We start from the raw sequence: 25,341 nt of genomic DNA on the forward strand, positions 1-25,341 counted from the left end.
GGGTAGCCAGGAGATAGACGCCGATGCGTGCCGCGATGCGGTTCCTTGCCTTGCCTGTCATCGCTGCAACGCTTTCGACCGGAGCCCCCGCACAGGCGGCGAGCTTCTCCTGCCGCGAGACGCCGATCGTACGCTCGAACGCGACGCTGGTGCCGCTCTCCGCCAAGGTCGCGCAGGGCCAGCCGCTCGCGATCCTCGCCATCGGCTCCTCCTCGACCGAGGGCGTGGGCGCCAGCGCCAAGGACAAGACCTATCCCGCGCGCCTGCAGGCGCTGCTGACAAGCGCCTGGCCGAAGTCCCAGATCGAAATCGTCAATGCCGGCATCGGCGGAGAGACCGCGCCGCAGACGCTGGCGCGGCTCAAGGCCGCGCTGGCGGCACGCCGCTACGACCTCGTGATCTGGCAGGTCGGCACCAACGACGCCGTCACCGGCGGTGACCTCGACGCCTTCAGGACGATGGTCGCCGACGGCATCGCGATGGTGCGCGATGCCGGCCCGGCGCTCGCCATCCTCGATCCGCAATTCTTCCCCTCCGTCCGCGATCCGCAGCGCTATGGCGCCTATGTCGAGGCGGTCGGCGATGTCGCCCGGCGCGAGGCCGTGCCCGTCTTCGCCCGCTATGCGGCGATGCGCGAATGGCAGCGCACCGACGCCGAGGCGTTCAAGGCCGCGCTGTGGACGGATGGCTTCCACATGAGCGATGCCGGCTATGACTGCCTCGCCCGCGACATGGCGAACGCTATGGTCGGCATGGCCGCGCCGTCTCACCCGGTCGTCGCGTCGTCGCGATAAACCCTCCATCCGGCCCTCATCCTGAGAGGCGCTTCGGAGAAGCGTGTCTCGAAGGATGATCCAGAGATCGCTGGAGCCTCCTGGAGCATCCTTCGAGATGCCGCTGCGCGGCTCCTCAGGATGAGCGCTGGTATCGTCAAACCGCCGCATCGGCCGCCTCCACGACCGGATCGGCCTCGCCCTCGTCGCCATAGCCGACGAGGTGCAGCGGCTTGGCCTTCAACTCCGCCGTGCCGCACCAGTGGACGAGGGCATCGGCCTCGCCATGGGTGACCCAGATCTCCCCGGCTTGAACCTCCTTGATCGTCGCCAGCAGATCGTCCCAATCGGCATGGTCGGAGACGACGAGCGGCAGCTCGACGCCCTTCTGCCGCGCCCGGGCGCGGATGCGCATCCAGCCGGAGGCGAAGGCGGTGACCGGGTCGGGGAAGCGGCGCGCCCAGAGATCCTGCGTCGCGCTCGGCGGGCAGATGACGATTTCGCCGCCCAGCGTCTTGCGATCGGTGTCGGCGACCAGCTTGATTTCGCCGAGCGGAATGCCTTCCGATTGATAGAACGCGGTGATCTTCTCGACCGCGCCGTGAATATAGATCGGCCGCTCGTAGCCGGCCTCGCGGATCAGCGCCATGACGCGCTGCGCCTTCCCCAGCGAATAGGCGCCGACGATATGCGTCCGCTCCGGGAAGAGCCTGACCGATTCCAGCAGCTTGGCCACCTCCCCCGCCGCCGGCGGGTGGCGGAAGACCGGCAGGCCGAAGGTCGCCTCGGTGATGAAGACATCGCAAGGCACGGCCTCGAAGGGCGCGCAGGTGGGGTCGCGCTCGCGCTTGTAGTCGCCGGAGGCAACGATACGCAGCCCGCGGCCCTCGACCGCGATCTGGGCCGAGCCAAGGACATGACCGGCCGGCACGAAGCGAAACTCGACCTCGCCGATGCGGATGGCTTCGCCGGGCGCCGCCACCTGCTGTGTGCCGGCGAAGCCCTCGCCATAGCGCAGCGCCATGATGGCCAGCGTCTCGCGCGTCGCCAGCACGGCGCCGTGGCCGGCGCGGGCATGGTCGGAATGGCCATGAGTGATCAGCGCCCGCGCTACCGGGCGGACCGGGTCGATATGGATGTCGGCCGGCGGGCAGTAGAGACCGGCCGGCGTCGGCAACAGCAACTCGGAGGGGCGCCAGCGGGCGCTTTGTCTGGCCAGCGTCACACTCCTCGGCTACATCGGTCGGTATGACCGATACAGGCTCGACCACGCATTTCGCCAGCTCCGGCGACCCCGTGCTCGACCGCCGCTATGGCTGGGCCGAGGCTGCGCTGAAGGACGGGGACGCGCAAGCGGCCGTCGAGATTCTCGACCAGACGCTGTCGCAGGCCTATCATTTCACCGCCGCCTGGCATCTCTACGGGCTGGCGCAGGAGGCGCTCGGCCACAAGGAGGACGCTGCCACGGCCTGGCGGCAATGCCTCGATCTCGACCCGAACGATCATTTCGGAGCGCGGCTCGACCTCGCCCGCATCGGCGCGATGCCGGCCGAGCAGGCGACCTCGGAGAACTTCTCCGGCGCGCTCTTCGACGCCTATGCCGACCGCTTCGACAGCCATCTCACCGAAACCCTGCAATACACTGCGCCCGCCCTCCTGAAGGCGGCGCTGGTCCGCTGCTGCAGCAACGCCGGCCGCCCCTTCCGGTTCGACACGGTCTACGATCTCGGCTGCGGCACCGGACTGATGGGCGAGGCGATCCACGAGCAGAGCGGCTTCCTCGCTGGCTGCGATCTCTCGCCGCGCATGATCGAGCGGGCGCGAGCCAAGACAGCGCCCGACGGGATGCCGCTCTACGACAAGCTCGCGGTCGCGGGGCTGACGAGCTTCCTCGCCAGCCGGCCGGACGCATCGGCAGATCTCGTGGTCGCTGCCGACGTCTTCGTCTATCTCGGCGAGCTCGCGCCCTGCTTCAGCCAGAGCGCGCGCGTGCTGGAGGCGGGCGGCCTGCTCGCCTTCACGGTGCAGACGCATCCCGGCGAAGGCGTGGTCGTCGGTGAAGACAGGCGGTTCGCGCATGCGGAGAGCTGGTTGCTGCAAAGACTGGGTGAGGCGGGGCTTGTCCCCCTACTCGTCGAGCCCGCCAGCACACGGCAGGATCGCGGCGCGCCCGTGCCGGGGCTGCTGGTCGTGGCGGAGCGGCGGTAAAGGAAGGTCCGCCATAGGTCGTTCGCGGACCGCTGGCTCTAATGCCTTGGCGGCTCAACCTCTCCGACACGGTCCGCGATCGCCATGAGCAGCATGGTGAGCGCAAAGCCCAACATGATCGCAATGAGCCATCCGAGCTTTGTACTATCCGCGCTGTTCTCAATATCCAGGAACCACTCCAGAACATTCACCGCCGCTATGGCTACGATGGATGCAAGCAGCCTTTGCTTGAGGCCCGAGAAGCCTACGTTTGCCAGACTGGTCGGCCAGGCAGGACGTTGCTGTATATTGATGGGTGCCAAGAAATTCTCGTAACTTGAGCAAATCACGATCACGATCAGATTCGCCGTCAGGGCGATGTCGACGAGCTTCAGACTGCCAACAATGATTTCGGACGGGTCTGAAACCTGGGCTCGCATGAAAAAATCGAACAGCTTGAGCGCGAAATTGAAGAGCAGCGCCGCGAGGGTGAGTATCAGGCCAAGGAGAAATGGAGCAAGGAACCAACGAGAATTTGCAATGATTGCTTCAAGCGTCAAGCGCAAGCGATCCATGACGAACTCCCTGCGGCTTCTGACCCCGGGCGGAGTTTGCGAAGGCTCAAATTGCCAGAATTGCCCGGTCACGCCAATCACAAGGTGATTGGCAATGGAATTGCGGCCGTCAGGGTCACCACGCTTGTAACAGCGCTCACGAGCCCGCACGCGGCTGGCGAGGAATTCTTGACCCTCCTGTGGCCGAGCGCTTTGGAAACAAATGCTCCCGCTGCCCAGAATCGGCCAGCCTGCCAAACGGCCCGTAACTGGACCTTCTCCGAGCCCGCTCCGGGTCGGAACCAGCCATTCCGGCCTCTCCAAGTGAACCAGCGCCAGCTTCGCTGCCAGTAGCGGCGATGGCCTCTTTATTCCCCTTTCGTTCTCTCGCGCCGCACCCTATCTTCGGCCGGCATGGCCGCCCTCTCCCCGCTCCCTCCCACCTTCGAGGCCTGGTTCACCGGGCGCGGCTGGAACGTGCGTCCGCATCAGCTCGCGCTGCTGGAGGAGGCCCGTGCCGGACGCTCGACGCTTCTGGTCGCACCGACCGGCGCCGGCAAGACGCTCGCCGGCTTCCTGCCCTCGCTGGTCGAGCTAGCGGAGCGCGAGGGCAGGCATGACGGGCTGCATACGCTCTATATCTCGCCGCTGAAGGCGCTCGCGGTCGACATCGCCCGCAATCTCGAAGCTCCCGTGCGCGAGATGGGGTTGCCGATCACGATCGAGACCCGGACCGGCGATACCTCTGCCGCCAAGCGGACGCGCCAGATCCAGCGCCCACCCGACATCCTGCTGACGACGCCGGAGCAGCTCGCGCTGCTGGTCTCGCATCGCGATGCCGTGCCCTTCTTCGCAAACCTGCGCCGCATCGTGCTCGACGAACTGCACGCGCTCGTCACGTCCAAGCGCGGCGACCTGCTCTCGCTCGACCTCGCACGGCTGAAGGCGCTGGCGCCGCAGGTCTCGGCCGTCGGCCTCTCCGCGACCGTGCGCGAGCCCGCCGATCTGCAGCGCTATCTCGGCGGCACCGAGACACCGGCCGGGCTCGTGACGGTCGCAGGCGGCGCCAAGCCGCGCATCGGCATCCTCGATACGCAGCGGCGCCTGCCGATCGCCGGCCACACCACGCTGCATGCGATGGCCGAGGTCTATGACGCCATCCGCAGCCACAAGCTGACCCTCGTCTTCGTAAACACCCGCATGCAGGCGGAATTCGCCTTCCAGGCGCTGTGGAATCTCAACGACGACAATCTGCCGATCGCACTGCATCACGGCTCGCTCGACGCGCAGCAGCGCCGCAAGGTCGAGGCCGCGATGGCGGCAGGCCGGCTCAAGGCCGTGGTCTGCACCGCGACGCTCGATCTGGGCATCGACTGGGGCGATGTCGACCTCGTCGTCAATCTCGGCGCACCGAAAGGAGCGAGCCGACTGATCCAGCGCATCGGCCGCTCCAACCACCGCATGGACGAGCCCTCGGAAGCCCTTTTGGTCCCTTCCAATCGCTTCGAGCTGCTGGAATGCCGCGCGGCATTGGAGGCCGTCCACGAAGCCGCCCAGGACACCCCACCGCCGCGCATCGGCGCGCTCGATGTCCTCGCCCAGCATGTGCTCGGCGTCGCATGTTCGGACGGCTTCGATGCCGACGCGCTCTATGAAGAAGCTCGCACCGCCTCCCCTTACGCCGATCTCGTCCGCGAAGACTTCGACGCCGTCGTCAATTTCGTCGCGACCGGCGGCTATGCGCTGAAGAGCTATGAGCGCTTCGCGAAGCTGCGGCAGGACAAGGCCGGGCTCTGGCGCGCCAGCAACGCCAGCGTCATCCAGCAATACCGCATGAATGTCGGCACCATCGTCGAGGCCACCATGCTGAAGGTCCGGCTCGGCCGGGCACGCGGCGGAAAGCCCGGCCAGCCCGGCATGATCACGCGTGGCGGGCGCGTGCTCGGCGAGATCGAGGAGTATTTCGCCGAGACCATGGTGCCGGGCGACACCTTCGTCTTCGCCGGCGAGGTCTTGCGCTTCGAGGGCATCGTCGAGAACGAGGCCGTCTGCTCGCGCGCTGCCGCCGGGACCGATCCCAAGATCCCGTCCTATGACGGCGGCAAGTTCCCGCTCTCGACCTTCCTGGCCGCCCGCGTGCGCGCCATGCTGGCCTCGCCCGGCCTCTGGCACACCCTGCCGGAGGAGGTTGCAGCCTGGCTGCATGCGCAGAAGCAGAAGTCGCGCCTGCCCAAGCCGGGCGAGCTTCTGGTGGAGACCTTTCCGCGCGGCGGGCGCTTCTATCTCGTCGCCTATCCCTTCGAGGGCCGCCTCGCCCATCAGACCCTCGGCATGCTGCTGACGCGGCGGCTGGAGCGCGCCCGCATGCGCCCGCTCGGCTTCGTCTGCAACGATTACGGCATGGCCTGCTGGACGCTCGGCGACATGACGGCGGCGATCGCGCGCGGTGCGCTCGATCTCGACGAGCTCTTCGCGCAGGACATGCTCGGCGACGACCTCGAGGACTGGATGGCGGAATCGGCGCTGATGAAGCGTACCTTCCGTTCCTGCGCGATCATCGGCGGGCTGATCGAGCGGCGCTATCCGGGCCAGGAGAAGAGCGGCCGGCAGGTGACGATCTCGACCGACCTCGTCTATGACGTGCTGCGCCGGCACGAGCCCGACCATATCCTGCTCAAGGCCGCACGCGCCGATGCGGCGACGGGCCTGCTCGACATTCGCCGGCTGGGTGAGATGCTGACACGAATCAGCGGCCGAATCGTCCATCAGCCGCTCGACCATGTCTCGCCGCTCGGCGTCTCGGTGATGCTCGAGATCGGGCGCGAGGCGGTTTTTGGCGAGGCGGCCGACGAGATCCTGGCGGAGGCGGAGGCGATGTTGACCGAAGAGGCGATGGCGTGACGGCTGCCACTACAGGGCTGGACCGAGCGCTGTCGAAAGCGAACGAAGCCTTCATGCTGGGCCGGCTCGCGCTCGTGCCCGATCTCTCCGGCGCGCTCTGGCTGCCGGACGAGCGCACGCTGGTCGTCGCCGATCTGCATCTGGAGAAGGGCTCCGCCTATGCCGCGCGCGGCGTGATGCTGCCGCCCTATGATTCGACAGCGACGCTGACCGCCCTCGCCGCAGTGGTGCGGCGCCATCAGCCGGCGCGGCTCATCGCACTCGGTGACAGCTTCCACGACCGCGAGGCCGAAGCCAGGCTCGCCCCCGCAACGCTCGCCTCGCTGCGCGAATTGCAACAGGGCCGCGACTGGCTCTGGATCACCGGCAACCATGACCCGGCGATCAGCCGCGCCATGGGCGGCGAGAGCGCCGAGTCGATCATGCTGTCCGGCGTAACACTCCGCCATGAGCCGGACAGCGCCGCGGCCGGGCTCGAAATCGCCGGCCACCTCCACCCGACCGCGAAAGTGCGGATGCGTGGACGGGCCTTGCGCCGCCGCTGCTTCGCCTTGTCGTCGCGCCGCTGCGTGATGCCGGCAATGGGCGCCTATGCCGGCGGCCTCAATCTGCGCGACGTCGCCTTCCGGCCGCTGTTCCGCGAGGGCCTGAGCGCCCACCTCTTAGGCGACGGCCGAGTTTTCCAGATCGATCCACGATTATTGCTGCCGGATTGAGAGAGCGGGTTGCGCCCGCCCCGCGCTTGTGGCATCAGGGCGCCGCTTCGGAACGACGCCAGCGCCCGCAACCGCCTCAGAGCGACCGCGACGCGCACCGGCCGCCGGACCTGCTGCGGTAGCTCAGTGGTAGAGCACTCCATTGGTAATGGAGAGGTCGAGAGTTCAATCCTCTCTCGCAGCACCAGTCTCAAGCATCTGAAATTTCGAAAAATCGTTGCGCTGCCGGGGTTGGCAGCCACGCCCTGCCGCACGGAGGCGGGTCACATGGCATTTCGCGTGGCCAATCCTCAGGCATCGCTTCGGACCAAGGATACGCGCAACGCGAGCGCGGGCGAGGTCAGCGTGAACGGGTGCCATGCCCGGCTCGCAGCCGTGTCCTACCGGGGCGAAGTGGCGATCCATCACTTTGCTTAAGCTTCGGATTTCTCCGAAAAGTGGATTTCACCTTTCAGTCCGACTCTAGCTGGCAGCCAGCTTCGCGAAGGCGATCCCGATTGAGGTGTGATCCTGCCACATCACCTGCGCAACGCGTTCGGGCCCGGTGAGCGCCGAGGTCAAACGAATCTCTCCTGCCAACTCCACACCCGCCGGTACCCGGAGCTTGGCTCCTCCGTCCGATATGTCACGGATGATGCAGCTGTAGGTGACCCCGCTGCTTGTCCGGATCTTGGCCGTTTCCACCAACCGTCGACGTTCGGAGCGGCGAGTCTGGGATGTCGTCATGGCCGGGCTGATATCAGGGCGATCGTTCTTCAGGGATGAATTCGTTTGTTTGAATTCGATTCATGCAGCCTGACCCCGTCCTTTTCCGCCAGCGGCTTCGGCGGCGCCGATCGATGACAAGAGGCCGTTGCCAGCGCCCCTTCCTCGCACAAAGCAACAGCGCATTGCAGCAGGAATCGGCTTCGGCTCCTGAAAGATCTGCACGGGTCGGCCCGACATGCGCCGGCAGGATCGTGGCCTGCGGCGCCACACGATACCGGAGCGATGGAAAATCCGCCTTTCGGCGTCAGCCCTACCCGCAATGCCATCGCGAGATGCCGGATCTCACACCCGCGAGCTGGCCGAAGGCACGCGTTCGTTCGGGCATCACCGACCAACGGAGCTAGCTGAACTGATCCAGCGGCGGCAGGATGCGGAGCAACTCCTCCTGCCGATCCTGCAAGCCCGGGGGAAAGATCAGTCGCGTCCCCAGGTTCTCGCGCGTCTCGTCGATCAGAAAGCCCGGACTGTCCGTCGAGACTTCGATCAGCAATCCGTCAGGGCCGCGAAAGTAGATCGAGCGAAAATAATGGCGGTCCTTAATCGGGCTGGCGCTGATTCCGACGCGCTCCTTGAGGGCTTCGGACATGGCGGCCAGATCAGCCTCGTCCCTCGCTCGGAAGGCGACATGATGGATCGCTCCCGCTCCGAGTCTGGGGCGTTGCCGGTCGTTCCGCCGATGCAGACAAATCCACCCACCCGCATCATCGTGCGCGGAGAATTCGATCCAATCGGCTTCGCGGCGCATTTCGGCGAAACCCAGAACTTCGGTGAGAATCCGTGTCATCAGTTCCGTCCCGCGGATGCTCAATGACACGCCGCGGAGCGCGCGGAGGGCGAAAGCCGGAGGGATATCAGGCAGCGACCAGATCGCCGCGGATGCAAGCTCGGAAGCAACCAGCGCCAGCGGTGTGTGATCGGGATCCTCAAAGCTCAGTTGGGGGTCTCCGCCCGGCGCCCGCTCGCGCCGGAACGAGACGCCGGAGGCAATAAGGCGCCTTTCCCACCAGGCGACCGCCTCCGGTGCAATGGCGAAGGATATATGCTCGCCGCCGTCTGGCCGCTCGCTCGCCGCGGCCGCGCTCAACCAAGCAAAAAACGAGAGGCTGCTTCCCGGCGCGCCGTCCGCGTTGCCGTAGATGAGGTGATAGGCGCCCGGATCCTCGTGTGTCACCGTCCGCTTTACCAAGCGGAGGCCGAGTACCCGCGTATAGAAATCCAGGTTGCGCAACGCATCCGTGGCGATTGCCGTGACATGATGCAATCCCCGCCCGGTCATGCCGGCGATCCTCCGCCAGAACGGTGTCGCTTTTCAAAAGCCCGGGTCCGGTTGTGGCTTGATATCCCGTCCGTCGCCCGCATGGGGATCCGAAGGCACTTTCTGGCGGACGTCTTGGACAATGGCGCGGTCATTTGGACGGGAGCGTCGGAAACTCCCCTTCGTTGGAAGATGCTAGCCCGAAACCGTCGAATGGCTCAATCGGATCGGTGTTGCTGCGCGGCCTTCCGACCAGCAAGGCACCTGCATCTGTCGCTATGAGCCACGATACTGCAGCGCCGGCTATTGATTTCTTCCCGGTTTGGAGCGCGCGCGACTCCGTGCCGCAGAATGCGGGATGACACGGGGTTTGCAAGACGCTAAGAACGCTTCGCTGCGACGCGTCGGGTCTCGACCGCAAGACAGCACGCGGGCGTAGTTCAGTGGTAGAACGTCAGCTTCCCAAGCTGAATGTCGTCGGTTCGATCCCGATCGCCCGCTCCAAATTCCCTCGAATTTTCAGCTTGATGTGGCGGCTCTACCGCCACATTCCCGTTCGGCGGCAGCTCAGCTCGCCGCGAAGCGCGACTCGCGCCTGCACGACTTTACGGCTCTGACCGATCGCCCCGCGCGAGTAACGCGCTGCCCCCAAGTCTCTCGTTCCTTCCGCCCGGGGAATTCCGGGCCGGCGCGTAAAGATGATCTCCACCTTTTGCCACCACATGGCGGGACAAGACGGAGGAGACCGCCATGCCCAAGCGCATCATTTCATCGGACAAAGTCAACAAGGGCAGGCTGCCCTTCGCGCAGGCGACCGTGGCCGGCGATTTCATGTTCGTCTGCTGCGTCGGCACCAACCGGGACGGCAAGCTCGCCATCGGCGATCCGCGGCGCCAGACCCAGCAATGCATCGACAACATCAAGGCGTTGCTGGAGGAAGCCGGCGGCAGCCTCGCCGATGTCGTGAAGTGTACGGTCTATGTCACCGACCGGACCTATTGGGAGCCGATGAACGAGGTCTACTTCGCCAATTTCGCCGAGGCCTCGCCGCACCGCGTCTCCTGCATCGTCAACGGCCTCGGCTCGCCCGATTGCATCGTCGAGATCGACGCCACCGCCTATCTCGGCGACAAGGTCTGACGCTGCCGGCAGCAGGCGAACAACGGTTCAAGGCGCTCTGCGCCTTGATCGGGAGCGCTCTGGCATGGACCCCGGATCAAGCCGGGATGACGGCGCGGGGCCGCGCGATAACAATGCAGCCTAGCTCGCTGCGGTCTGGTGCCGCTTCCACGCCGCATAGAGATCAGACCCATCGTCGAGACGGACGGGCACATAGCTGATCTTCATCGACTGCTCGGCGAAAGGCCTCGCCAGATCGGCATAGATTGCCGCCGTGGAAAGCCCAAACGGCGCCCCGTCATCGTTGGAATAGGCATAGTAGACTTCGCCGACGCCGGCGAGCCGCATCGCCGCCATGCACATCGGGCAGGGATGGCCGCTGGCATAGACCGCGCAGCCCGCAAGATTCGGCGAGCCCAGCTTGCGGCTCGCCGCGCGCAGCGCCGTCAGCTCGGCATGGGCGGTGGGGTCGTTGGTGGCGATGATCTCGTTGACTCCGGTGGCAACCACCTCGCCGCCCCGCACCACGACGGCTCCGAACGGACGGCCGCCTTTCTCGATATTGGCCCTGGCGAGTTCGATCGCCTCGCAAAGGAAACGCTGGGCCTGACTCATGATCGACCTCTTCACCGGGCGCCGGCGGTGCGCAGAATCTGCTCGATCTTGGCGTAGCCGCGGCTGCGCGCGTGCTGGAGCGGGGTGACGCCGTCGCGATCGGCGAGGTTCACATTCGCCCCGGCGGCGATCAGATCCTTGACGATCTGCTGATGCGCCTGCCCACCGTCGCTGAGGATGATCGCCTCGAGCAGCCCGGTCCAGCCGAGATTGTTGACGTGGTCGACGTCGACACCGGCGGCGATCAGGGTGCGGACCGTCTCGACATGGCCGCGCTCGCAGGCCGGGATCAGGGCCGTGCCGCCGTAGCGGTTGGTGCTCCTGAGGTCAGCGCCATGCACCAGCGTCAGCTTCAGGATGGCGAGGTGGCCGCGCGCCCCGGCATAGAGATAGGGGCTGTCGTTGATCGCGTCCTTGGCGTTCACATTTGCACCGACCTCGATCAGCGCCTGGGCCGCGCTGACGTGGTTCTCATGGGCCGCGACCAGCAGCGCAGTGCGCCCGCGCGCATCGCGCGTATCGATGGCAGCACCTTCCGAGAGAAGGCGCTTGATCGTGGCGACGTCGTCACGAGCCGCGGCGGCATGAAGGCTGGTGTCGGTCATGGTCTGTCCGAAGGTTCGCTGCGGGCAGAAGGCCAGCAGAAGAAGAATGAAGGCGATGATCGGCGACGATCTGGACAATCACGGACCTCCTTGGTGCCATGCCTCAGATAGGAACTGCGTCGCCCATCCGAAAATGAAATATCCGGATGCTCTCCAGTGGGCTTTCGAATGAACACGCGGGCCGTCAAGCACGATGGGCAGTCAGGCGCTGCCGGCGGGGGACCATGATCGCCCCCGAGGCCGCGACCACCAGAGCAAGGCCGAGCCAGTCGGTCGATGTGGGCCGCTCGCCCAGCAGCAACACCGAGCCGAGCACGCCGACCGCAGGGACCATCAGCGTGCCGAGGCTGGCGATGCCCGCCGGCAGACGCGCCACCACCGTGAACCAGAGGAAGTAGGCGAGCGCCTGCGCGCCGATGATGTGGAAGCTCAAAGCCGCCACCACGCGCGGCGACAGCAACTTCGGCGCGGGCAGCCCCTCGAAGGCGAGCATGCCGATGCCGGCCACGAGCCCGCCGATCAGCAATTGCCAGGCGGCGATGGCGAGCGCCGGAGCCGAGACCGGCCAGCGCTTGGTCACGATCGTACCGAGCGCCCAGCTCACCGCCGCGAGGAGCGCCAGCATCAGGCCGAAGGAGAGTTGTCCGGCCGCGATCAGCGGCAGGCCGAGACAGAGCAGGCCGGCTATGCCGAAAGCGAGACCGACGAGGCGCCGGCCGTCGAAAGCCTCACCCAGCACGAGGCGGGCGAGCAGCGTCGCCCAGATCGGCATGGTGAAGGTCAGGATCGCGGCACGCGAGGTCGGCGCCGCGAGCTGCGCGAAGGCGAGCAGCACATTGAAGGCGGCGATCGAGAGGATGCCGGCAACGACGAGGCGCAGCCACTGTCCACGCGGCACGGCGAGCGGAACGCCGCGCGCCAGCGCCACCGCGACGAGGACGAGTCCGGCGAAGCTCATGCCGGCGGCGCGCAGCGTCCAGGGCGCGATCTCGGTCAGCGAGATGCGAACCGCGGGCCAGTTGAAGCCCCAGAGTAGCCCGAGCAGCGGGACGAGCAGCAGCGCCCGGCTGGACCGCACGGCGTCCTCCGGGACGCCCGGCGCTCCAATTCCTTGTTTCAGCATCGCATTCTCCGAAAGCCGGTGTCCACTTTTCGGCCGGATGCTCCGAGCGCCGGCGCGCTCAAGCGTCAATGCTTTCGAGGCCGCACCATTCGGCGACGAAGAGCGCCATGGTGCCGGTGATGCGCTTCAGCGAAGCGAGGCTGACGCGCTCGTCGAAGGCGTGGACGTTCTCCGAAACCGGGCCGTAGCAGAGCGCCGGCACCTTGTCGTAGAGCGCGTAGACGCGGGTATCGAGATAGGCCGCAGTCATGAAGCTCTTCAGCGGCTTGCCGGTCGCGGCGGTGTGGGCGTTCGCCAGCACGCCCTCGGCATCGCTGCCGGGCTCCAGCACATAGCCCTGCGCGTAGAAGCCGTTGAAGCTGACGCGCGGCGGATTATTGGCTAGGAACCTGTCGCCGCGGGAGAAAGCCAGCACGCAGGCCTCGATACGCTTCGCCGTCTCCTCGGCGCCAACGCCGGGATAGATGCCGATGCGACAATCGAGCCGGCACCAGCACGGAACGGAGGAAGCCCAGTCGCCGCCCTCGATCTTGCCGATATTGAGGTTGATCGGGTGCGCGATATCCTCGAAATGCGCCCGCCCTGCCTTCTCGCGGTTGAGCTCCTCCTCGAGCCCTCGCAAGGCGCCGACGACGCGATAGGCCGCGTCGATGGCATTGGCGCCGGCGCCCATCTCGCGCACATGCACCGGCTTGCCGCGCACCTCGACCTGGAACCAGAGCACGCCGACATTGGCGCGCACCAGCATCTCCTCTTCCGGCTCCGGGATCAGCACGGCATCGGCCTTGTAGCCGCGCAGATGCGTCATCAACGCGCCGTTTCCGGTGGATTCCTCCTCGACCACCGACTGGACGTAGACGGTCGCGGCCGGCTGCATGCCGATGCGCCGGAGCGCATCGAGGCAGGCCAGGTTCGCCGCGTGCCCCGCCTTCATGTCGGCGGCGCCACGGCCATACATCCAGTCGCCGTCGATCACGGGATCGAAGGGCGGATGGGTCCATTGGTCGGCCGGGCCGGTCGGCACCACGTCGATATGGGCTTGGAGAATCAACGACCGCCCTTTCTCCGCGCGTGGGTGATGAATGCCGACGACGATGGGGGCATCGGAATGCGTGTCGGAGAACGGCGCGCCACCGGGATGGGCCGCGATCGCCTCGCGGTCCATGGCGAAACGGTCCATGGTCAGGCCCCGCTGCTTCATGGCGCGGAAGATGAAGTCCTGGACCGTATGCTCCTGGCCGCGCACCGAGCCGAAGCGGACGAGGTCCTGCGTGTAGGCGACCTGCTTGTCGAAGCCCGCCTCGACGGCGGCGAGGATCTTGTCGCGAAGGGCGGCGTCGAGAGGCATGGGCAGGCTCCGAGCAAAGGCAAGGTCGGCAGTCACGCTCAGCGCTCCTCCCGAGGAGCCGCGCCGCGGCGTCTCGAAGGATGCTCCAGCGCATTCTGGAAGATCCTTCGAGACGCAGCCTGACGGCTACCGCTCAGGATGAGGGCCGACGATACGAGACGCGACGCAACCTGCGTCAATTAGTGCCCGAAGCGCCCGCCGCCCGGCACTGCCGCCAGCAACTGCCGCGTATACTCGTGCTGCGGGTCGGCGAAGGGCGCCGCCGTCGGGCCGCTCCCGACGATGCGTCCGCGCTGCATCCCGGTGATGCCGTCGCGGATCTGGGCCGCGACGCGCAGATCGTGTGTGACGAAGACGATGGCGGGCCGGCCACAGCTTGCCAAGCCCACCCCAGAGCACGTGCTCACCGAATTCGCGGTCGGCCTCGCGGAGTCAGCGGGTCATTCCCGCCAGGGCATCGCGCATCGCCGCGCTCGGGATGCCGAACAAGCCGTCATAATGCGTCTCGAGATCGCTGATCACGAACATCACCGTCGAGATCGAGATGACCCCGATCCCCAGCACGATCGCGGCCACGCGCTTGCGCGGCGTCTGCAGGCCGAAGCTCAGGAACACGAGCATCAGCCAGAAGGTCAGAACGCTCGTGAAAAGCGGCGAGACCGGCCCATGCACGTCCTCGATCACGGCCCAGCGCCGCTGCTGCAACTGCAAAAAGGCCGAGCGGCATTCGGCCGCGATGTTGGCGCGGAGCGTGTCGGAAGACGCCAAGCCGTTGATCGCCCGCCCGATGCGGTTGAGCAGGGCACCGAGGGAAGGATCGGCACCCTCGCGCGCCATGACGGACGTGTCGGGGTAGGACATGCCCGCGGGCTTCGGCTCCTGCGGCCAGGTGCTGGCGATGACCGCCGCAGTGTAGCTGCGCAGGTCGAGGTGTATCGGCTCCGCCTCCGGCCCGTAGTTGCGCAGGCACTCGCCGAGTTGGGCGAGCTGGGCAGCGTCGGCGTTGCGGTCGCGATAGGCCTTGTCGAAGCTTGCCTTCACGTTCGAGAGCTGAACGCTGAGCACCAGCGCGGCAAAGGTGACGAGCAGGCTCGTCACCAGCCGCAGCGCCTCCATGGTGCGCTCAGGGAGATTTTCCTCTGACAACCAGCCGCGCAATTTCATGCCGAGAATCGCGCTTGCGCTCAACAGAGCGCAAAAGGTGAAGGCTGCAACGGTCTCGGGCATGGCCGCGGTCGCTCCCGGCAAAGTGCGGGCATACGCACGCTGCTTCACAGGGCTTACGATGATGAGCGGTGTCAATATCCGGTGACGATCAAACCGCCGACGCGGTGCGGGGCTCGCTCAGCGCGCATCCTCGACATAGGTGGCGACGAAGCGGACAAGCTCGCTCTGCCGGGCCGTTCCGGTCTTGGTGAAGAGGCGCTGGAGGTGCGTGCGCGCCGTCGTCGGCGCGATGCCGAGCCTCCTCGCCGCTACGATCGTGTCGAGCCCCTCGACGATGAGCGCCAGCATGCGCTCTTCCGTCGGCGTCAGCCCGCAGGCTTCACTGACCTGAGCGACGTTCCGCTCCATGGCGCTTTCGGGGTCGTCGACGGTCAGGACGAAGAGGTCGATGCCCGCCAGATGCACGGCATCGATCGCGACCTGCCGTCCGCAGCGCAGCGCTAGCGGCAGCCGCATCTCGCCGACCGCGCTGCCGCCCCGGCAGCGTTTCATCCAGACCTGAAGCCGCGCCATGAAATCCTTGTCGCAGGCGGTGAAGCGATCCGTGTCACCCAACCCGTTCCGGGCGAGAGCGGCCGCGCCGCGATTGCTGAAGCGCATGTTCAGGCCGGCATCGATGACGAAGACGGGTTTCGACGCCGCATCCGCAGCTTCCGGAGCCACCCGTCGTGACGGCAACGGCGTAAAGCCCGCCCTGCCGATGACCGAAACATGGAATGACATCGCAACATCCATCCCTGCAATCCATGGCTCGCCGCGCATACGTATGGAGACAGTTCCAGTACGTGCTTCGGTTTCCATTCGTCGCACCGGGGATGAAACCGGTTCAAAGCCTCTCAGATATGGACCGGGATTGGACCTCATGCCGGCGGCTGCGCGCCCGCTCGAATCAGACCTTCAGCGCCAGCCGGTAGGTATAGGTGTCACCGCGGAAAAGGCCTTCGACATATTCGAGCATGACGCCATCCGCGCCGTAGCTGCGCCGCTTGATCAGCAGGCAGGGCACCGGCTTCCGGAAGCCGAAGATCGCGCATTCCTCCTCGCTCGGAGCCGCCGCCTCGATGGTCTGGTCGCAGCGCACCAGCGGACATCCGAAACCGGCAAGAGCAGCATAGACGGAGCCTGTCAGATCTGCCCCGGCGAGCTCCGGCACCCGCTCCAGATTGTACCAGGCGCACTCGCGTGACATCGGGATGCCGTCACCGGCGCGAACACGGATCAGCTTGAGGAAGCTGGCATGCGAGGTCTCGCCGAAAATCGAGGCAATCGAGCGGTCGTTGACCACCGTGCGCTCGAGAATGCGGGAAGACGGCACCCGGCCGAGCTCGCGCATCTCCTCGGTGAAGCCCTTGAGCCGGTCCATGCCCGAGTGCAGACGACGCCCCGGCCCCTGAACGATCGAGCCGAGCCGCCCCTGCGCGCTCAGCAATTTTCGCTGTCGCAGCGTATTGTAGGAGCGTTGTACAGTGGTGCGGCTGATGCTGAGCCGCTCGGCCAATTCGCGTTCCGCCGGAAGGGTCGTGCCGGGTGGAAGGACGCCGTCGCCGATCAGTCGCGTCAGCTGATCCTCAAGCTGCTGATAGAGCGGCTTGGCGGTGTCGCTGCGCAGCTCCAGCAATTCCTGGAACGGCGGCTTGGGCGACGGCTTGGGAAAGGAAGGCTTAGGCGCAGTCATCGGTTGCATGATCGTGACACAACCCGCGTAGCAGTTCGTGAATAGGAAAATCAAACCCTATGCTCGGCAAGCCGATCTTTATCCTGGGAAGCTTCGTCCTCGCATGTTCGGCGAAAGTCGGGCGTTTTCCGCGGCCCGGGGAATCGACGACCGCCGAACGCGTCACCATCGAACCCGGCGGCAAGGGGTTGAACCAGGCGATCATGGCGCGCCGCCTAGGCACCGCCGTCGATGGACTGCTTGCTGTGGGCGACGATCTGGCTGCCAGCTTCGCGCCGACGGCCCTCGTGCGCGCCGATCTGCCGGAGGCGATGCTCGTGCGCATCGACGGGCAGACCGGGAGCGGCGTCGCCTTCATCGACGCGGCCGGCGAAACCAGCCTCGCCATCGCTCCGGGGGCCAATCTCGCCCTTTCGGAGGCGCATGTCCGGGCAAAGGCCAACGCGATCGAAGGAGCCGCCCTCGTCGCCGCGCAATTCGAGATCGCTGACGCGCCCATCCGCGAGGCCTTCGCCCTGGCCCATCGGGCGGGCGTGCCAACCCTGCTCAACCCCTCGCCTTTCCGGACGGTGCCGGAGGACATTCTGGGCTCGACCTCGGTTCTGATCGTCAACGAAACCGAGGCACGCAGCCTGGCGGCGACGTTCGGCTGGCAGGACGCGGACATCGCCACGCCGGAGCGCTTCGTCGCGGAACTCGGCCCGGCGATCCTGAAACGCGGCCCAAGGCTCGCCGTGCTGACCCGCGGCGCAGCCGGCGCCATAGCGGTCGCGGCAGATGAGCCGCCTGTCGTGCAGCCAAGTTTCCCGGTCGATACGGTCGACGCCCTCGGCGCCGGCGATGCCTTCGCTGCGACGCTCGGCGTCCGCCTGGCCGAGGGCGCCACGCTCTCCGAGGCGCTGCGTGACGCTGCAGCCGCGGGCGCGCTGACGACGACGCGGCACGGCGTCTTCGATGCCCTCCCGACGGCCGCGGACATCAGCGCGCTGACCCGGAACCGATCCGGCTGAGGCAGCTGGCGGCACCCGTTAAGGATTGGATTGTTTATGGACTTTTCCCGGACACTCCATGCTGCTACCCTTCCGATCTCAGGATCATGTCCAGCCCATGACCGTCGGGGGCCTTCATGGCGCGTCCGGATGTCGATACCGTCATGTCTGCGATCGACCGACTTCTGATCGGCGCGATTGACGAGGAACAGATGCCGAGCGCCGCAGAGACGATGCGGCAGCTCTTCGACGGCTCGGATGCCTGCTTCGCCAGCTTCGGCCCCTACCCCGAGGATCGGATCGCCTACCCGGCGAACCCCAACCCGTCGAACCCTAACCCGTCCTGGCAGGAGTACTGCAGCGAACTGGCGCCGGGCCTGATCGAGATGGGCGAGATCTTGCGCGGTATTCCGCTCGGCGTCGTCTATCGGGATCACGACGCCGCCGGCACGGCCCCCCCGCGGCGCCCGCGGGCCGGTCAGAGCTGGTTCCCCCTGGGTGACGCTCATGACGGCATGTCCTGCCGCCTTGCGGAGAAAGGACAGACCTTCTGGTTTTTCGATGTCCGGCGCGACAGCAGCCAGGAGCGTTTCGACGACGCCGATGCGTCCTTGCTCCGCCGGCTCTATCCGGTGCTGCGGCGCGTGGCGGAGCTGCGCCGCCATATCGGCCGCGTCACGATCCAGCGCGACGAGGCGCGCGGCGCGCTCGACCGCCTCGCCCTGGGTATCGCGATCCTCGATGTGGAGATGCGGATTTCCTATGCCAATGAGGGCGCCGACGAAATCCTGGCCGAGCCGGACGGGCCGATCGGGCTGCGTCAGGGGCGCCTCTACGCCCGTCAGCCGGGCGACCAGCGCCGGCTTCGGCAGCTGATCGACGGCGCGCTGCACTGCGCTCGCGACCCGCTCGCAAACCATCAGGCGAGCATGATCCTGCATGGCGGCGACGGCGGTCATTCGCTTTCGGCCTGCGTCATGCCTGCGGCGCCCTCCCCGGCGCTCCACCGGCAACATGGTCTGGTCATGATCGCGCTCAGGCGCCTCGAGACGGCGACCGACATCATCGCCTGCGCGCGCCAGCTCTTTGATTTGACCGATACCGAAGCCAAGTTTGCGTCCGCCCTGGCAAGCGGATTGTCTCTGACGGAAGCGGCCGTAGCCCAAGGCGTGCGAATCTCGACCGCCCGCACGCATTTGGCGCGGATCTTCCAGAAGACCAACACCCGCCAGCAAAGCCAGCTCGTCTCGCTGCTGCGCAGCGCGGTCCTGCCCCTTCAGCCGCGCTGAGTTCGGCCTCTACCGGGCAGAGCCGACCTGCCAACGCCCCTCCGAGCGACGAAGCTCCCTCTCGCCGCTCACCCGGCGCAAATGTAGGCAGAGCTCGCTCGGCGCCTCATCCTTCAAATGACGGAGGCATGACAGCCATGCTCAATTGCGCGCTATGGGCCGATGAAGCTCGCCTCCCGTCATCGGCAGCGGCACACCTGTCGTGGAGGGCAGGCTGAGTGGCAGCGCCTTGACCGAACGGATCGCGAAATAGGCGAAGATCTGCGCCTCGAGCGCATCGCCGTCCCACCCTACAACCTCGACAGGGTCGACGGGCACGCCGAGCCGCTGACCGAGCCGCGCCATGAAATGCCGGTTCAGCCGCCCGCCGCCGCCGACGAGCCAGCGCTTGGGCGCGCGCGGCACATGGCGCAGCGCCGCCACGATGCTCTCGACGGTGAAGGCCGCCAGCGTCGCTGCACCATCGGCATCCGAGAGCCCCTCGACAACCTGGGCGCGGCGATGGAAATCGTTGCGATCGAGCGACTTCGGCGCCGGCCGGTCGAAGAAGGGATTGGCCATGAAGCTGGCCACCAGGTCGTCATGAATGCGCCCGCTCGCCGCCAGCATGCCGTCGGCATCATAGGGGCGGCCGAGCCGGCGCAGGACGAAATCATCGAGAATCGCGCTCGCCGGGCCGGTATCGAAGGCGATGACGGTTTCGCCGTCGATATAGGTGACGTTCCCCACGCCGCCGAGATTCAGCACCATCACCGGCTGCCCCAGCCGCTGCGCCAGGGCGCGGTGATAGAGCGGCGCGAAGGGCGCCCCCTCGCCGCCGGCCGCAACATCGGCATGGCGGAAGCGGTCGACGGCCGGAATGCCGAGCGCATCGGCCACCGCCTGCCCGTCGATGAGCTGCCGGGTAAAGCGCCGTTCCGGCCGATGGTAGATCGTCTGGCCATGCAGACCGACGAGATCGAGATCCGACCAGCCGAGGTTCTGGTCGGCAACGTAACTGCGGATGGCGGCGAGATGGTCGGCCGTCACCGCGGCTTCGAGCGCGACGAGCGGCTCGGCCGAGGCGCGCTCGGCATCGGCGATGACGGCCTGCAGCGCGCGGCGCGTCTCGTCGCGATAGGGATAGGAGGCGCCCGCCCCGAAAGCGACGGCATCGCGCCCGTCGCTCGTCACCAGCGACACGTCGATGGCGTCCATCGACGTGCCGCTGATCACGCCGATGGCGGTCAGGGTCTCGCGTGCGAGATCGCGTTCAGGCGAACTCATTCGCCCGGCTGCGGGCCTTCATAGCCGCCGATGATGATGAGGTCGGACTTGCCGGCGGCGCTCAGATGCTTCATCGCCTCCTGGTATTCCGGCGAGGCGTAGCAGGCGCGCGCCGTCGCCTCGTCCTTGAACTCGATGACGACGTTGTGCTTGCGGCCTTCGCCGCGGGCGAGCTTATACTCGCCGCCGCGGACGAGGAACTTCGCGCCGTATTTGGCGAAGGCTACGGCGTTCAGCGAACGATAGCGGGCATAGGCCTCCTCGTTCTCGACATCGACGCGCGCGACCCAATAGCCCTTGGCGGCCATGGCTCAGACCCCCTCGACGGCGACGAGATCGATCTCGCCGGCGCCCTCGCGCAACTTGCGAGCCTCCGCATATTCCGGCGAGAAGAGATAGGCCCTGGCCGTCTCGAAATCCTTGAACTCGATGACGACGTTGCGGGCGCGCCCCTCACCCTCGCCGACCGTCATCTGCCCGCCGCGCACGACCGGCACGCCGCCGAACTGCTTGATCACTTCGGTGGAACGAGCGGCATAGGCCCCCCATTTGGTGGCGTCGGTGACCTTGGCGCGGCCGATGACATATCCCTTGGGCATGGTGCAATCCGTTGGCTGAATCGGTTCCGGGCCGGAGCTTACGAAGCTGCGACGATCTCGTCCATGACCGCGCCAGCCGCGGCGCGCGGGTCTGCCGCGCGGATGATGGGACGCCCGACCACGAGATGGTCGGCGCCGACGCGGATCGCCTCGGCCGGGGTGAGCGTGCGCTTCTGGTCGCCGGCGGCGCTGCCGGAGGGGCGGATGCCCGGCGTGACGATGACCATGTCGGGCCCGATGACCTCTCGCACGATCTCCGTCTCCGCAGCCGAGCAGACGATGCCGTCGATGCCGGCTGTCCGCGCCTGCTCGGCGCGCAGGCGCACGAGATCGCGCACCGCCAGCCCATAGCCGGCATCGCGCAGGTCGCTGTCGTCATAGGAGGTCAGCGCGGTGACCGCGAGCAGCTTGAGCGCCGCATCGCCGCGGCCCTCGACGGCACCGCGCATGGTCTGCGGATAGGCGTGTACGGTGAGGAAGGTGACGCCGAGCTTGGTCAGCGATTCCACGCCTTCGCTCACGGTGTTGCCGATGTCGTGGAGCTTGAGGTCGAGGAAGACCTGCTTGCCCTCGGCGACGAGCTGGCGTGCGAGATCGAGCCCGCCGGCGAAGGCGAGGCGATAGCCGATCTTGTAGAAGGTGACGCCATCGCCGAGCGTCGAGACGAGGCGGTAGGCATCCCACACGGTGGGCACGTCGAGGGCGACGATCAGGCGGTCGCGGACATCGTTGATCTTCTGCATCATCCACCGGCTCCCTGCGTTTTGCGGGAAGGCGCACGATTCGAAGCCGGATGCAAGCGAGGCCACCGGTGAGCGCCGGCGCCGCGCGGGAAGCGGCGCGGAGGATCAGTTCCCTCCGCGCGGGAGCCCCAATTGGAGGCTACCGATCACCAACGCTCGTAGCCGCGCCCATAGCCATAACCGGGACGCGGGCCAGGACGGGGACCATAGCCGGGGCCGTAGCCGGGGTGAGGCCGCGGGCCGTAGCCGCGCCCGTATCCGGGCCTGCCGCGGCCGTGCTGCTGCTGGCGCATGGTTTCCTGCATGATCATCAGCCTGCGCTCCTTGGCGGCAGTCATGCTGTACTCGACCGGCTGCCTATCGAGGCCGGAGGCAACGCCCGCAGGCAAATCCTGGGCGCTGGCCGCCATGGGCGAGGCGATCACCGCGCCAGCGATCGCAAAAGCACCGGCAATGGTCAAAAAATAGGTCGCTTGCTTCATCTGGTATCCAATCCTCAGGCCGCGTTGCGGCGAACCGCACCAACGTAGTCCTAGCTGGATTGTTCCAACATTGTTGGCAACCCACCCATGCCACTCACGCCTTGTGCGCTGCAGCATAAATGCCCATATTCGTGAAGCCCAAGGCACCCTCCCTCACAACTGAAAGGAGAGATCTGATGCTGGAACGGCACGATTCCGACTGCGCATGCGAGACACAAAGCGAGCGTCGGGAGGATTGCGAGGAACAGCGGGACGACAAGGAGTTCTCGCCTCGCACCTATCAAGAAGGCTTCTGGAGCTAAGCTTCCATGACAAAAGCGGAGGGCTGACCGGCCCTCCGCCGGTGTACCGGACGCGAAGCTTGCGGCGGCCCCCTGGATACCCGCACCTGCCTCTCCCGCCGGTCGCTCCCTCCGTAGACAATGACATCCCGACGCCTGTGCTGCACCGCACTTGGCCATGGCGCCCAACGGAACGCGGGCGACTGCCATGCGCCGCAAGCAACCCTACCATCCCATCAAAACGCCTTAAGATGGGCTTAAGGTCGCGGCCCGTACGAGATGAGTCGCGATCAAGGCATTACCGTGCCTTGGACTCAGTAAAAACAAGGCTGATACTGATCTATTTCTGGTCGATATCTAGCCGGCGTAATGCGAAGGTCAGTTATGAGCAGTCAATATATCCAGGGAATGGTCGATAATCTGAAAGAGGGCCGCCTGTCGCGACGCTCCTTCATGCAGCGGATGGCTGCGCTGGGCATCGCCGCCCCGATCGCGAGCCAGATCCTGGCATGGAACGATGTGGCGATGGCGAACGCCACGCTCGAATACAAGCCGACCAAGGCCGGCGGCGGCGGTCCGCTGAAGATGCTGCTCTGGCAGGCCCCGACCCTGCTCAACCCGCATTTCGCCTCCGGCACCAAGGATCAGATCGCCTCGCGCGTTTTCTACGAGCCGCTCGCCGGCTGGGACAAGGAAGGCAACCTCACCCCGCAGCTTGCTGCTGAAGTCCCGACCCGCGCCAATGGCGGCCTCTCGGAGGACGGCACCACCGTCACCTGGAAGCTGAAGCCGGGCGTGAAGTGGCATGACGGCAAGCCGCTCACCGCCGACGACGTCGTCTTCACCTGGGAATACGCTGCCGATCCGGCGACGGCCGCCTACACCACCGGTGCCTACAAGGACATCAAGGTCGAGAAGGTCGACGACCTCACCGTCAAGGTGATCTTCGCCAAGCCGACGCCGTTCTGGGCCGATCCCTTCGTCGGCGTCGCCGGCATGATCATTCCGAAGCATCACTTCGGCGACTACAAGGGCGCCAAGTCGCGCGAGGCGCCGGCGAACCTGAAGCCGGTCGGCACCGGCCCCTACAAGTTCGCGGACTTCAAGCCGGGCGACATCCTCACCGGCACCCTGAACCCCGACTACCACGTCAAGAACCAGCCGCATTTCGACACGTTCGAGATCAAGGGCGGCGGTGACGCGGTCTCGGCAGCGCGTGCCGTGCTCCAGACCGGCGAATACGACTACGCCTGGGACACGCTGGTCGAGGACGAGGTCCTCAAGCGCATGGAAACCGGTGGCCGCGGCAAGATCAGCGCAGCGGCGGCTGGCGACATCGAGTTCATCACGCTGAACACGACCGATCCGTGGACCGAGGTCGACGGCGAGCGCTCGAGCGTCAAGACCAAGCACCCGACGCTGTCGGATCCGGCCGTGCGCCAGGCGATCAACCTGCTGATCGACCGCGACTCGATCCAGAAGTTCATCTATGGCCGCGCCGGCAGCGCCACGGCGAGCTTCGTCAACGAGCCCAAGCAGTTCAAGTCGCAGAAGCTGAAATACGAGTTCAGCATCGACAAGGCCAACAAGATCCTCGACGACGCCGGCTGGAAGAAGGGCTCGGACGGCATCCGCGAGAAGGACGGCAAGAAGCTCAAATACGTCTACCAGACCTCGATCAACGCCCCGCGCCAGAAGGTCCAGGCCATCATCAAGCAGGCCTGCCAGCGCGCCGGCATCGACCTCGAGCTCAAGTCGGTCACGGCTTCGGTGTTCTTCTCGTCGGACGTCGCCAATCCCGACACCTACACCAAGCTCTATGTCGACATGGAGATGTACACGACCACGCAGCCGCAGCCCGATCCGGAGCGCTTCCTCAACCAGTTCGTCTCCTGGGAAGTCGCCAACAAGGAGAACAAGTGGCTGGGCCGCAACGTCTCGCGCTATACCGATCCGGCTGCCGACGAGGCCTACAAGGCCGCCCAGAAGGAGCTCGATCCGGCCAAGCGCGCCGCGCTGCTGATCAAGGTCAACGAGATCTTCTGCGAGGCCAACGTCATCCTGCCGATCCTGTCGCGCAAGAAGGTCGTCGCAGCGGCGAACAACCTCTCCCACGACCATTCCGGCTGGGACGTCGACACCTGGAACCTCGCAGCCTGGTATCGCAGCTAAGAGCTGAGCAGCCCTTCGCGGAGAGATGATCTCCGCGAAGGGCCTGCCGATAAATCGATGCCCCGCCCGCGCATGCAGGCGGGGCATTTCTATTGGGCCATGAGTGTCAAGCCGTTTTGACGAATGTCGCTTAAGGATCAGAAACGTCAATCAGGAAAGCGCGTCTCGCAGTGTTTAATATAGGTGGCGAACATACGAGGGTCCATGGCGGGCTCCATGCGGACCAAAGAATCGACATGCTTCTGCATATGCGCCTCTGCTTCGAGCTTTGTCTTACCTCGTCGTGCGAACTCTGCCTCCGCCATGATAAAGAGCCTCTGCGCCTTGCCCTGGAATTTTGCTGACTCTTTGCTCTTGCCCGCATCGGCGTATGCCTGTCCAACAATCGCAAACGCGGACCCGCACTGGAAAGCCGCCTCATTCGGCCGCATCACGTCGCGTTTCTGTTGCGCTAGACAGGCAGTCGGGACAGCAAGAGCGCCGACCAAAGCCGTAATGAGCCGCATATGCCCCCCTTTTAATGTCAAGCATTTAGGCATGCAGGCATTAGGTCCGCAACTGATGGTCGGAAGCTTCCTGTCCCGCCAGGTCTCTGGCTTCTCTCCGAAGTCGGCGCGCTGGCCGCTTCCTGTTTGGGTCCGACGAGTAGTGGAT

General features: G+C 66.1%; 27 protein-coding genes and 2 tRNA genes. 11 read left to right on the forward strand and 18 right to left on the reverse strand.

Translation table 11 applies throughout. From position 1 onward, the window contains the following. Positions 1-23: 23 nt before the first annotated feature. Positions 24-794 (forward strand): SGNH/GDSL hydrolase family protein, encoded by a 771-nt coding sequence (locus AC1DIN_RS07855; protein WP_476766127.1) that lies wholly within the window; start codon positions 24-26, stop codon positions 792-794. 136 nt (positions 795-930) lie between these two features. On the opposite strand, the gene AC1DIN_RS07860 is transcribed toward AC1DIN_RS07855, so the two are convergent. Further along, positions 931-1,950 (reverse strand): ligase-associated DNA damage response exonuclease, encoded by a 1,020-nt coding sequence (locus AC1DIN_RS07860; protein WP_476809291.1) that lies wholly within the window; start codon positions 1,948-1,950, stop codon positions 931-933. A 71-nt stretch (positions 1,951-2,021) separates the two neighbouring features. Here AC1DIN_RS07860 and AC1DIN_RS07865 point away from each other — a divergent pair, with 71 nt between their 5' ends. After that, positions 2,022-2,981 carry a class I SAM-dependent methyltransferase gene (locus AC1DIN_RS07865; protein ID WP_476809292.1) on the forward strand — a complete coding sequence of 320 codons (960 nt, stop codon included), beginning with the start codon at positions 2,022-2,024 and terminating at the stop codon, positions 2,979-2,981. Positions 2,982-3,019: 38 nt separating this feature from the next. On the opposite strand, the gene AC1DIN_RS07870 is transcribed toward AC1DIN_RS07865, so the two are convergent. Then, positions 3,020-3,535, reverse strand: a complete 516-nt coding sequence (locus AC1DIN_RS07870) for a YqhA family protein (RefSeq protein WP_476809293.1) — start codon at positions 3,533-3,535, stop codon at positions 3,020-3,022. A 393-nt stretch (positions 3,536-3,928) separates the two neighbouring features. On the opposite strand from AC1DIN_RS07870, the gene AC1DIN_RS07875 reads away from it, so the two are divergent. The 4 genes from AC1DIN_RS07875 (at position 3,929) to AC1DIN_RS07890 (ending at position 7,548) form a co-directional block, all read left to right on the forward strand. Then, complete coding sequence (locus tag AC1DIN_RS07875) at positions 3,929-6,415, forward strand: ligase-associated DNA damage response DEXH box helicase (protein WP_476809294.1); 2,487 nt, start codon at positions 3,929-3,931, stop codon at positions 6,413-6,415. Positions 6,416-6,468: 53 nt separating this feature from the next. Beyond that, complete coding sequence (gene pdeM / locus AC1DIN_RS07880; protein ID WP_476809387.1) at positions 6,469-7,131, forward strand: ligase-associated DNA damage response endonuclease PdeM; 663 nt, start codon at positions 6,469-6,471, stop codon at positions 7,129-7,131. A gap of 112 nt (positions 7,132-7,243) precedes the next feature. After that, positions 7,244-7,318 (forward strand) — tRNA-Thr (locus AC1DIN_RS07885). Between the two features lie 80 nt (positions 7,319-7,398). Next, positions 7,399-7,548 carry a hypothetical protein gene (locus tag AC1DIN_RS07890; protein ID WP_476809295.1) on the forward strand — a complete coding sequence of 50 codons (150 nt, stop codon included), beginning with the start codon at positions 7,399-7,401 and terminating at the stop codon, positions 7,546-7,548. Between the two features lie 45 nt (positions 7,549-7,593). Here AC1DIN_RS07890 and AC1DIN_RS07895 read toward each other — a convergent pair whose 3' ends face one another. Both AC1DIN_RS07895 and AC1DIN_RS07900 read right to left on the reverse strand, forming a co-directional pair. Then, the gene (locus tag AC1DIN_RS07895) at positions 7,594-7,857 is read right to left on the reverse strand and encodes a PilZ domain-containing protein (protein WP_476809296.1); all 264 of its coding nucleotides are present in this window, start codon (positions 7,855-7,857) and stop codon (positions 7,594-7,596) included. A gap of 382 nt (positions 7,858-8,239) precedes the next feature. Next, positions 8,240-9,175, reverse strand: a complete 936-nt coding sequence (locus AC1DIN_RS07900) for a VOC family protein (RefSeq protein WP_476809297.1) — start codon at positions 9,173-9,175, stop codon at positions 8,240-8,242. 408 nt (positions 9,176-9,583) lie between these two features. Between AC1DIN_RS07900 and AC1DIN_RS07905 the strand changes: the two genes are divergently transcribed. Further along, positions 9,584-9,658: transfer RNA gene (locus AC1DIN_RS07905), tRNA-Gly, on the forward strand. 246 nt (positions 9,659-9,904) lie between these two features. After that, positions 9,905-10,294: a RidA family protein gene (locus AC1DIN_RS07910; protein ID WP_476809298.1), complete on the forward strand. Its 390-nt coding sequence runs from the start codon at positions 9,905-9,907 to the stop codon at positions 10,292-10,294. Between the two features lie 120 nt (positions 10,295-10,414). Here the strand turns inward: AC1DIN_RS07910 and AC1DIN_RS07915 are convergent, their stop codons facing one another. From AC1DIN_RS07915 to AC1DIN_RS07950, 8 genes are all read right to left on the reverse strand, one after another. After that, positions 10,415-10,888: a nucleoside deaminase gene (locus AC1DIN_RS07915; RefSeq protein WP_476809299.1), complete on the reverse strand. Its 474-nt coding sequence runs from the start codon at positions 10,886-10,888 to the stop codon at positions 10,415-10,417. Positions 10,889-10,899: 11 nt separating this feature from the next. Continuing rightward, positions 10,900-11,493 carry an ankyrin repeat domain-containing protein gene (locus tag AC1DIN_RS07920; protein ID WP_476809388.1) on the reverse strand — a complete coding sequence of 198 codons (594 nt, stop codon included), beginning with the start codon at positions 11,491-11,493 and terminating at the stop codon, positions 10,900-10,902. Between the two features lie 184 nt (positions 11,494-11,677). Further along, positions 11,678-12,616 (reverse strand): DMT family transporter, encoded by a 939-nt coding sequence (locus AC1DIN_RS07925; protein ID WP_476809300.1) that lies wholly within the window; start codon positions 12,614-12,616, stop codon positions 11,678-11,680. Positions 12,617-12,674: 58 nt separating this feature from the next. Continuing rightward, positions 12,675-13,964 (reverse strand): ArgE/DapE family deacylase, encoded by a 1,290-nt coding sequence (locus AC1DIN_RS07930; protein WP_476809301.1) that lies wholly within the window; start codon positions 13,962-13,964, stop codon positions 12,675-12,677. A 179-nt stretch (positions 13,965-14,143) separates the two neighbouring features. Beyond that, positions 14,144-14,347, reverse strand: a complete 204-nt coding sequence (locus AC1DIN_RS07935) for a hypothetical protein (protein WP_476809302.1) — start codon at positions 14,345-14,347, stop codon at positions 14,144-14,146. A gap of 49 nt (positions 14,348-14,396) precedes the next feature. Beyond that, the gene (locus AC1DIN_RS07940) at positions 14,397-15,191 is read right to left on the reverse strand and encodes a bestrophin-like domain (RefSeq protein ID WP_441471489.1); all 795 of its coding nucleotides are present in this window, start codon (positions 15,189-15,191) and stop codon (positions 14,397-14,399) included. A gap of 117 nt (positions 15,192-15,308) precedes the next feature. Then, a complete protein-coding gene (locus tag AC1DIN_RS07945; RefSeq protein ID WP_476809303.1) occupies positions 15,309-15,914 on the reverse strand; it encodes a helix-turn-helix transcriptional regulator in 606 nt (201 codons plus the stop codon). 166 nt (positions 15,915-16,080) lie between these two features. Continuing rightward, the gene (locus AC1DIN_RS07950) at positions 16,081-16,866 is read right to left on the reverse strand and encodes a GntR family transcriptional regulator (RefSeq protein ID WP_476766132.1); all 786 of its coding nucleotides are present in this window, start codon (positions 16,864-16,866) and stop codon (positions 16,081-16,083) included. A gap of 59 nt (positions 16,867-16,925) precedes the next feature. Between AC1DIN_RS07950 and AC1DIN_RS07955 the strand changes: the two genes are divergently transcribed. Next, on the forward strand, positions 16,926-17,876 hold the full coding sequence (locus tag AC1DIN_RS07955) for a PfkB family carbohydrate kinase (RefSeq protein WP_476809304.1): 951 nt from the start codon (positions 16,926-16,928) through the stop codon (positions 17,874-17,876). Between the two features lie 143 nt (positions 17,877-18,019). Further along, positions 18,020-19,144 carry a helix-turn-helix transcriptional regulator gene (locus tag AC1DIN_RS07960; protein WP_476809305.1) on the forward strand — a complete coding sequence of 375 codons (1,125 nt, stop codon included), beginning with the start codon at positions 18,020-18,022 and terminating at the stop codon, positions 19,142-19,144. A gap of 141 nt (positions 19,145-19,285) precedes the next feature. Here AC1DIN_RS07960 and AC1DIN_RS07965 read toward each other — a convergent pair whose 3' ends face one another. The 5 genes from AC1DIN_RS07965 to AC1DIN_RS07985 form a co-directional block, all read right to left on the reverse strand. Beyond that, positions 19,286-20,410, reverse strand: a complete 1,125-nt coding sequence (locus AC1DIN_RS07965; protein ID WP_476809306.1) for an anhydro-N-acetylmuramic acid kinase — start codon at positions 20,408-20,410, stop codon at positions 19,286-19,288. Further along, complete coding sequence (locus AC1DIN_RS07970) at positions 20,407-20,718, reverse strand: DUF1330 domain-containing protein (RefSeq protein WP_441471494.1); 312 nt, start codon at positions 20,716-20,718, stop codon at positions 20,407-20,409. The genes AC1DIN_RS07965 and AC1DIN_RS07970 overlap by 4 nt, the downstream gene beginning before the upstream one ends. Positions 20,719-20,721: 3 nt before the next feature. Continuing rightward, positions 20,722-21,009, reverse strand: coding sequence for a DUF1330 domain-containing protein (locus AC1DIN_RS07975; protein WP_476809307.1), 288 nt, complete (start codon positions 21,007-21,009; stop codon positions 20,722-20,724). Between the two features lie 38 nt (positions 21,010-21,047). Then, entirely contained in the window at positions 21,048-21,755 is a 708-nt protein-coding gene (pyrF, locus tag AC1DIN_RS07980) for an orotidine-5'-phosphate decarboxylase (RefSeq protein ID WP_476809308.1), read from the reverse strand. A 143-nt stretch (positions 21,756-21,898) separates the two neighbouring features. Next, positions 21,899-22,234 (reverse strand): hypothetical protein, encoded by a 336-nt coding sequence (locus tag AC1DIN_RS07985; protein ID WP_441471497.1) that lies wholly within the window; start codon positions 22,232-22,234, stop codon positions 21,899-21,901. 665 nt (positions 22,235-22,899) lie between these two features. On the opposite strand from AC1DIN_RS07985, the gene AC1DIN_RS07990 reads away from it, so the two are divergent. Continuing rightward, positions 22,900-24,687 (forward strand): peptide ABC transporter substrate-binding protein, encoded by a 1,788-nt coding sequence (locus tag AC1DIN_RS07990; RefSeq protein WP_441471498.1) that lies wholly within the window; start codon positions 22,900-22,902, stop codon positions 24,685-24,687. A 146-nt stretch (positions 24,688-24,833) separates the two neighbouring features. Here the strand turns inward: AC1DIN_RS07990 and AC1DIN_RS07995 are convergent, their stop codons facing one another. Continuing rightward, positions 24,834-25,193 carry a hypothetical protein gene (locus AC1DIN_RS07995; RefSeq protein ID WP_476809309.1) on the reverse strand — a complete coding sequence of 120 codons (360 nt, stop codon included), beginning with the start codon at positions 25,191-25,193 and terminating at the stop codon, positions 24,834-24,836. Positions 25,194-25,341: the final 148 nt, after the last annotated feature.

The organism is Allobosea sp. 05T438, from assembly GCF_056396025.1.

Bases quoted from the DNA above. Each gene is read 5' to 3' on its own strand.
- AC1DIN_RS07960 (WP_476809305.1), top strand. From the start codon at position 18,020: ATGTCTGCGATCGACCGACTTCTGATCGGCGCGATTGACGAGGAACAG.
- AC1DIN_RS07920 (WP_476809388.1), bottom strand. From the start codon at position 11,493: ATGACCGACACCAGCCTTCATGCCGCCGCGGCTCGTGACGACGTCGCC.
- AC1DIN_RS07990 (WP_441471498.1), top strand. From the start codon at position 22,900: ATGAGCAGTCAATATATCCAGGGAATGGTCGATAATCTGAAAGAGGGC.
- AC1DIN_RS07915 (WP_476809299.1), bottom strand. From the start codon at position 10,888: ATGAGTCAGGCCCAGCGTTTCCTTTGCGAGGCGATCGAACTCGCCAGG.
- AC1DIN_RS07965 (WP_476809306.1), bottom strand. From the start codon at position 20,410: ATGAGTTCGCCTGAACGCGATCTCGCACGCGAGACCCTGACCGCCATC.
- AC1DIN_RS07940 (WP_441471489.1), bottom strand. From the start codon at position 15,191: ATGCCCGAGACCGTTGCAGCCTTCACCTTTTGCGCTCTGTTGAGCGCA.
- pdeM (WP_476809387.1), top strand. From the start codon at position 6,469: ATGCTGGGCCGGCTCGCGCTCGTGCCCGATCTCTCCGGCGCGCTCTGG.
- AC1DIN_RS07855 (WP_476766127.1), top strand. From the start codon at position 24: ATGCGTGCCGCGATGCGGTTCCTTGCCTTGCCTGTCATCGCTGCAACG.
- pyrF (WP_476809308.1), bottom strand. From the start codon at position 21,755: ATGATGCAGAAGATCAACGATGTCCGCGACCGCCTGATCGTCGCCCTC.
- AC1DIN_RS07985 (WP_441471497.1), bottom strand. From the start codon at position 22,234: ATGAAGCAAGCGACCTATTTTTTGACCATTGCCGGTGCTTTTGCGATC.
- AC1DIN_RS07875 (WP_476809294.1), top strand. From the start codon at position 3,929: ATGGCCGCCCTCTCCCCGCTCCCTCCCACCTTCGAGGCCTGGTTCACC.
- AC1DIN_RS07970 (WP_441471494.1), bottom strand. From the start codon at position 20,718: ATGGCCGCCAAGGGCTATTGGGTCGCGCGCGTCGATGTCGAGAACGAG.
- AC1DIN_RS07945 (WP_476809303.1), bottom strand. From the start codon at position 15,914: ATGTCATTCCATGTTTCGGTCATCGGCAGGGCGGGCTTTACGCCGTTG.
- AC1DIN_RS07890 (WP_476809295.1), top strand. From the start codon at position 7,399: ATGGCATTTCGCGTGGCCAATCCTCAGGCATCGCTTCGGACCAAGGAT.
- AC1DIN_RS07930 (WP_476809301.1), bottom strand. From the start codon at position 13,964: ATGCCTCTCGACGCCGCCCTTCGCGACAAGATCCTCGCCGCCGTCGAG.
- AC1DIN_RS07995 (WP_476809309.1), bottom strand. From the start codon at position 25,193: ATGCGGCTCATTACGGCTTTGGTCGGCGCTCTTGCTGTCCCGACTGCC.
- AC1DIN_RS07865 (WP_476809292.1), top strand. From the start codon at position 2,022: ATGACCGATACAGGCTCGACCACGCATTTCGCCAGCTCCGGCGACCCC.
- AC1DIN_RS07950 (WP_476766132.1), bottom strand. From the start codon at position 16,866: ATGACTGCGCCTAAGCCTTCCTTTCCCAAGCCGTCGCCCAAGCCGCCG.
- AC1DIN_RS07910 (WP_476809298.1), top strand. From the start codon at position 9,905: ATGCCCAAGCGCATCATTTCATCGGACAAAGTCAACAAGGGCAGGCTG.
- AC1DIN_RS07870 (WP_476809293.1), bottom strand. From the start codon at position 3,535: ATGGATCGCTTGCGCTTGACGCTTGAAGCAATCATTGCAAATTCTCGT.
- AC1DIN_RS07925 (WP_476809300.1), bottom strand. From the start codon at position 12,616: ATGCTGAAACAAGGAATTGGAGCGCCGGGCGTCCCGGAGGACGCCGTG.
- AC1DIN_RS07955 (WP_476809304.1), top strand. From the start codon at position 16,926: ATGCTCGGCAAGCCGATCTTTATCCTGGGAAGCTTCGTCCTCGCATGT.
- AC1DIN_RS07895 (WP_476809296.1), bottom strand. From the start codon at position 7,857: ATGACGACATCCCAGACTCGCCGCTCCGAACGTCGACGGTTGGTGGAA.
- AC1DIN_RS07900 (WP_476809297.1), bottom strand. From the start codon at position 9,175: ATGACCGGGCGGGGATTGCATCATGTCACGGCAATCGCCACGGATGCG.
- AC1DIN_RS07975 (WP_476809307.1), bottom strand. From the start codon at position 21,009: ATGCCCAAGGGATATGTCATCGGCCGCGCCAAGGTCACCGACGCCACC.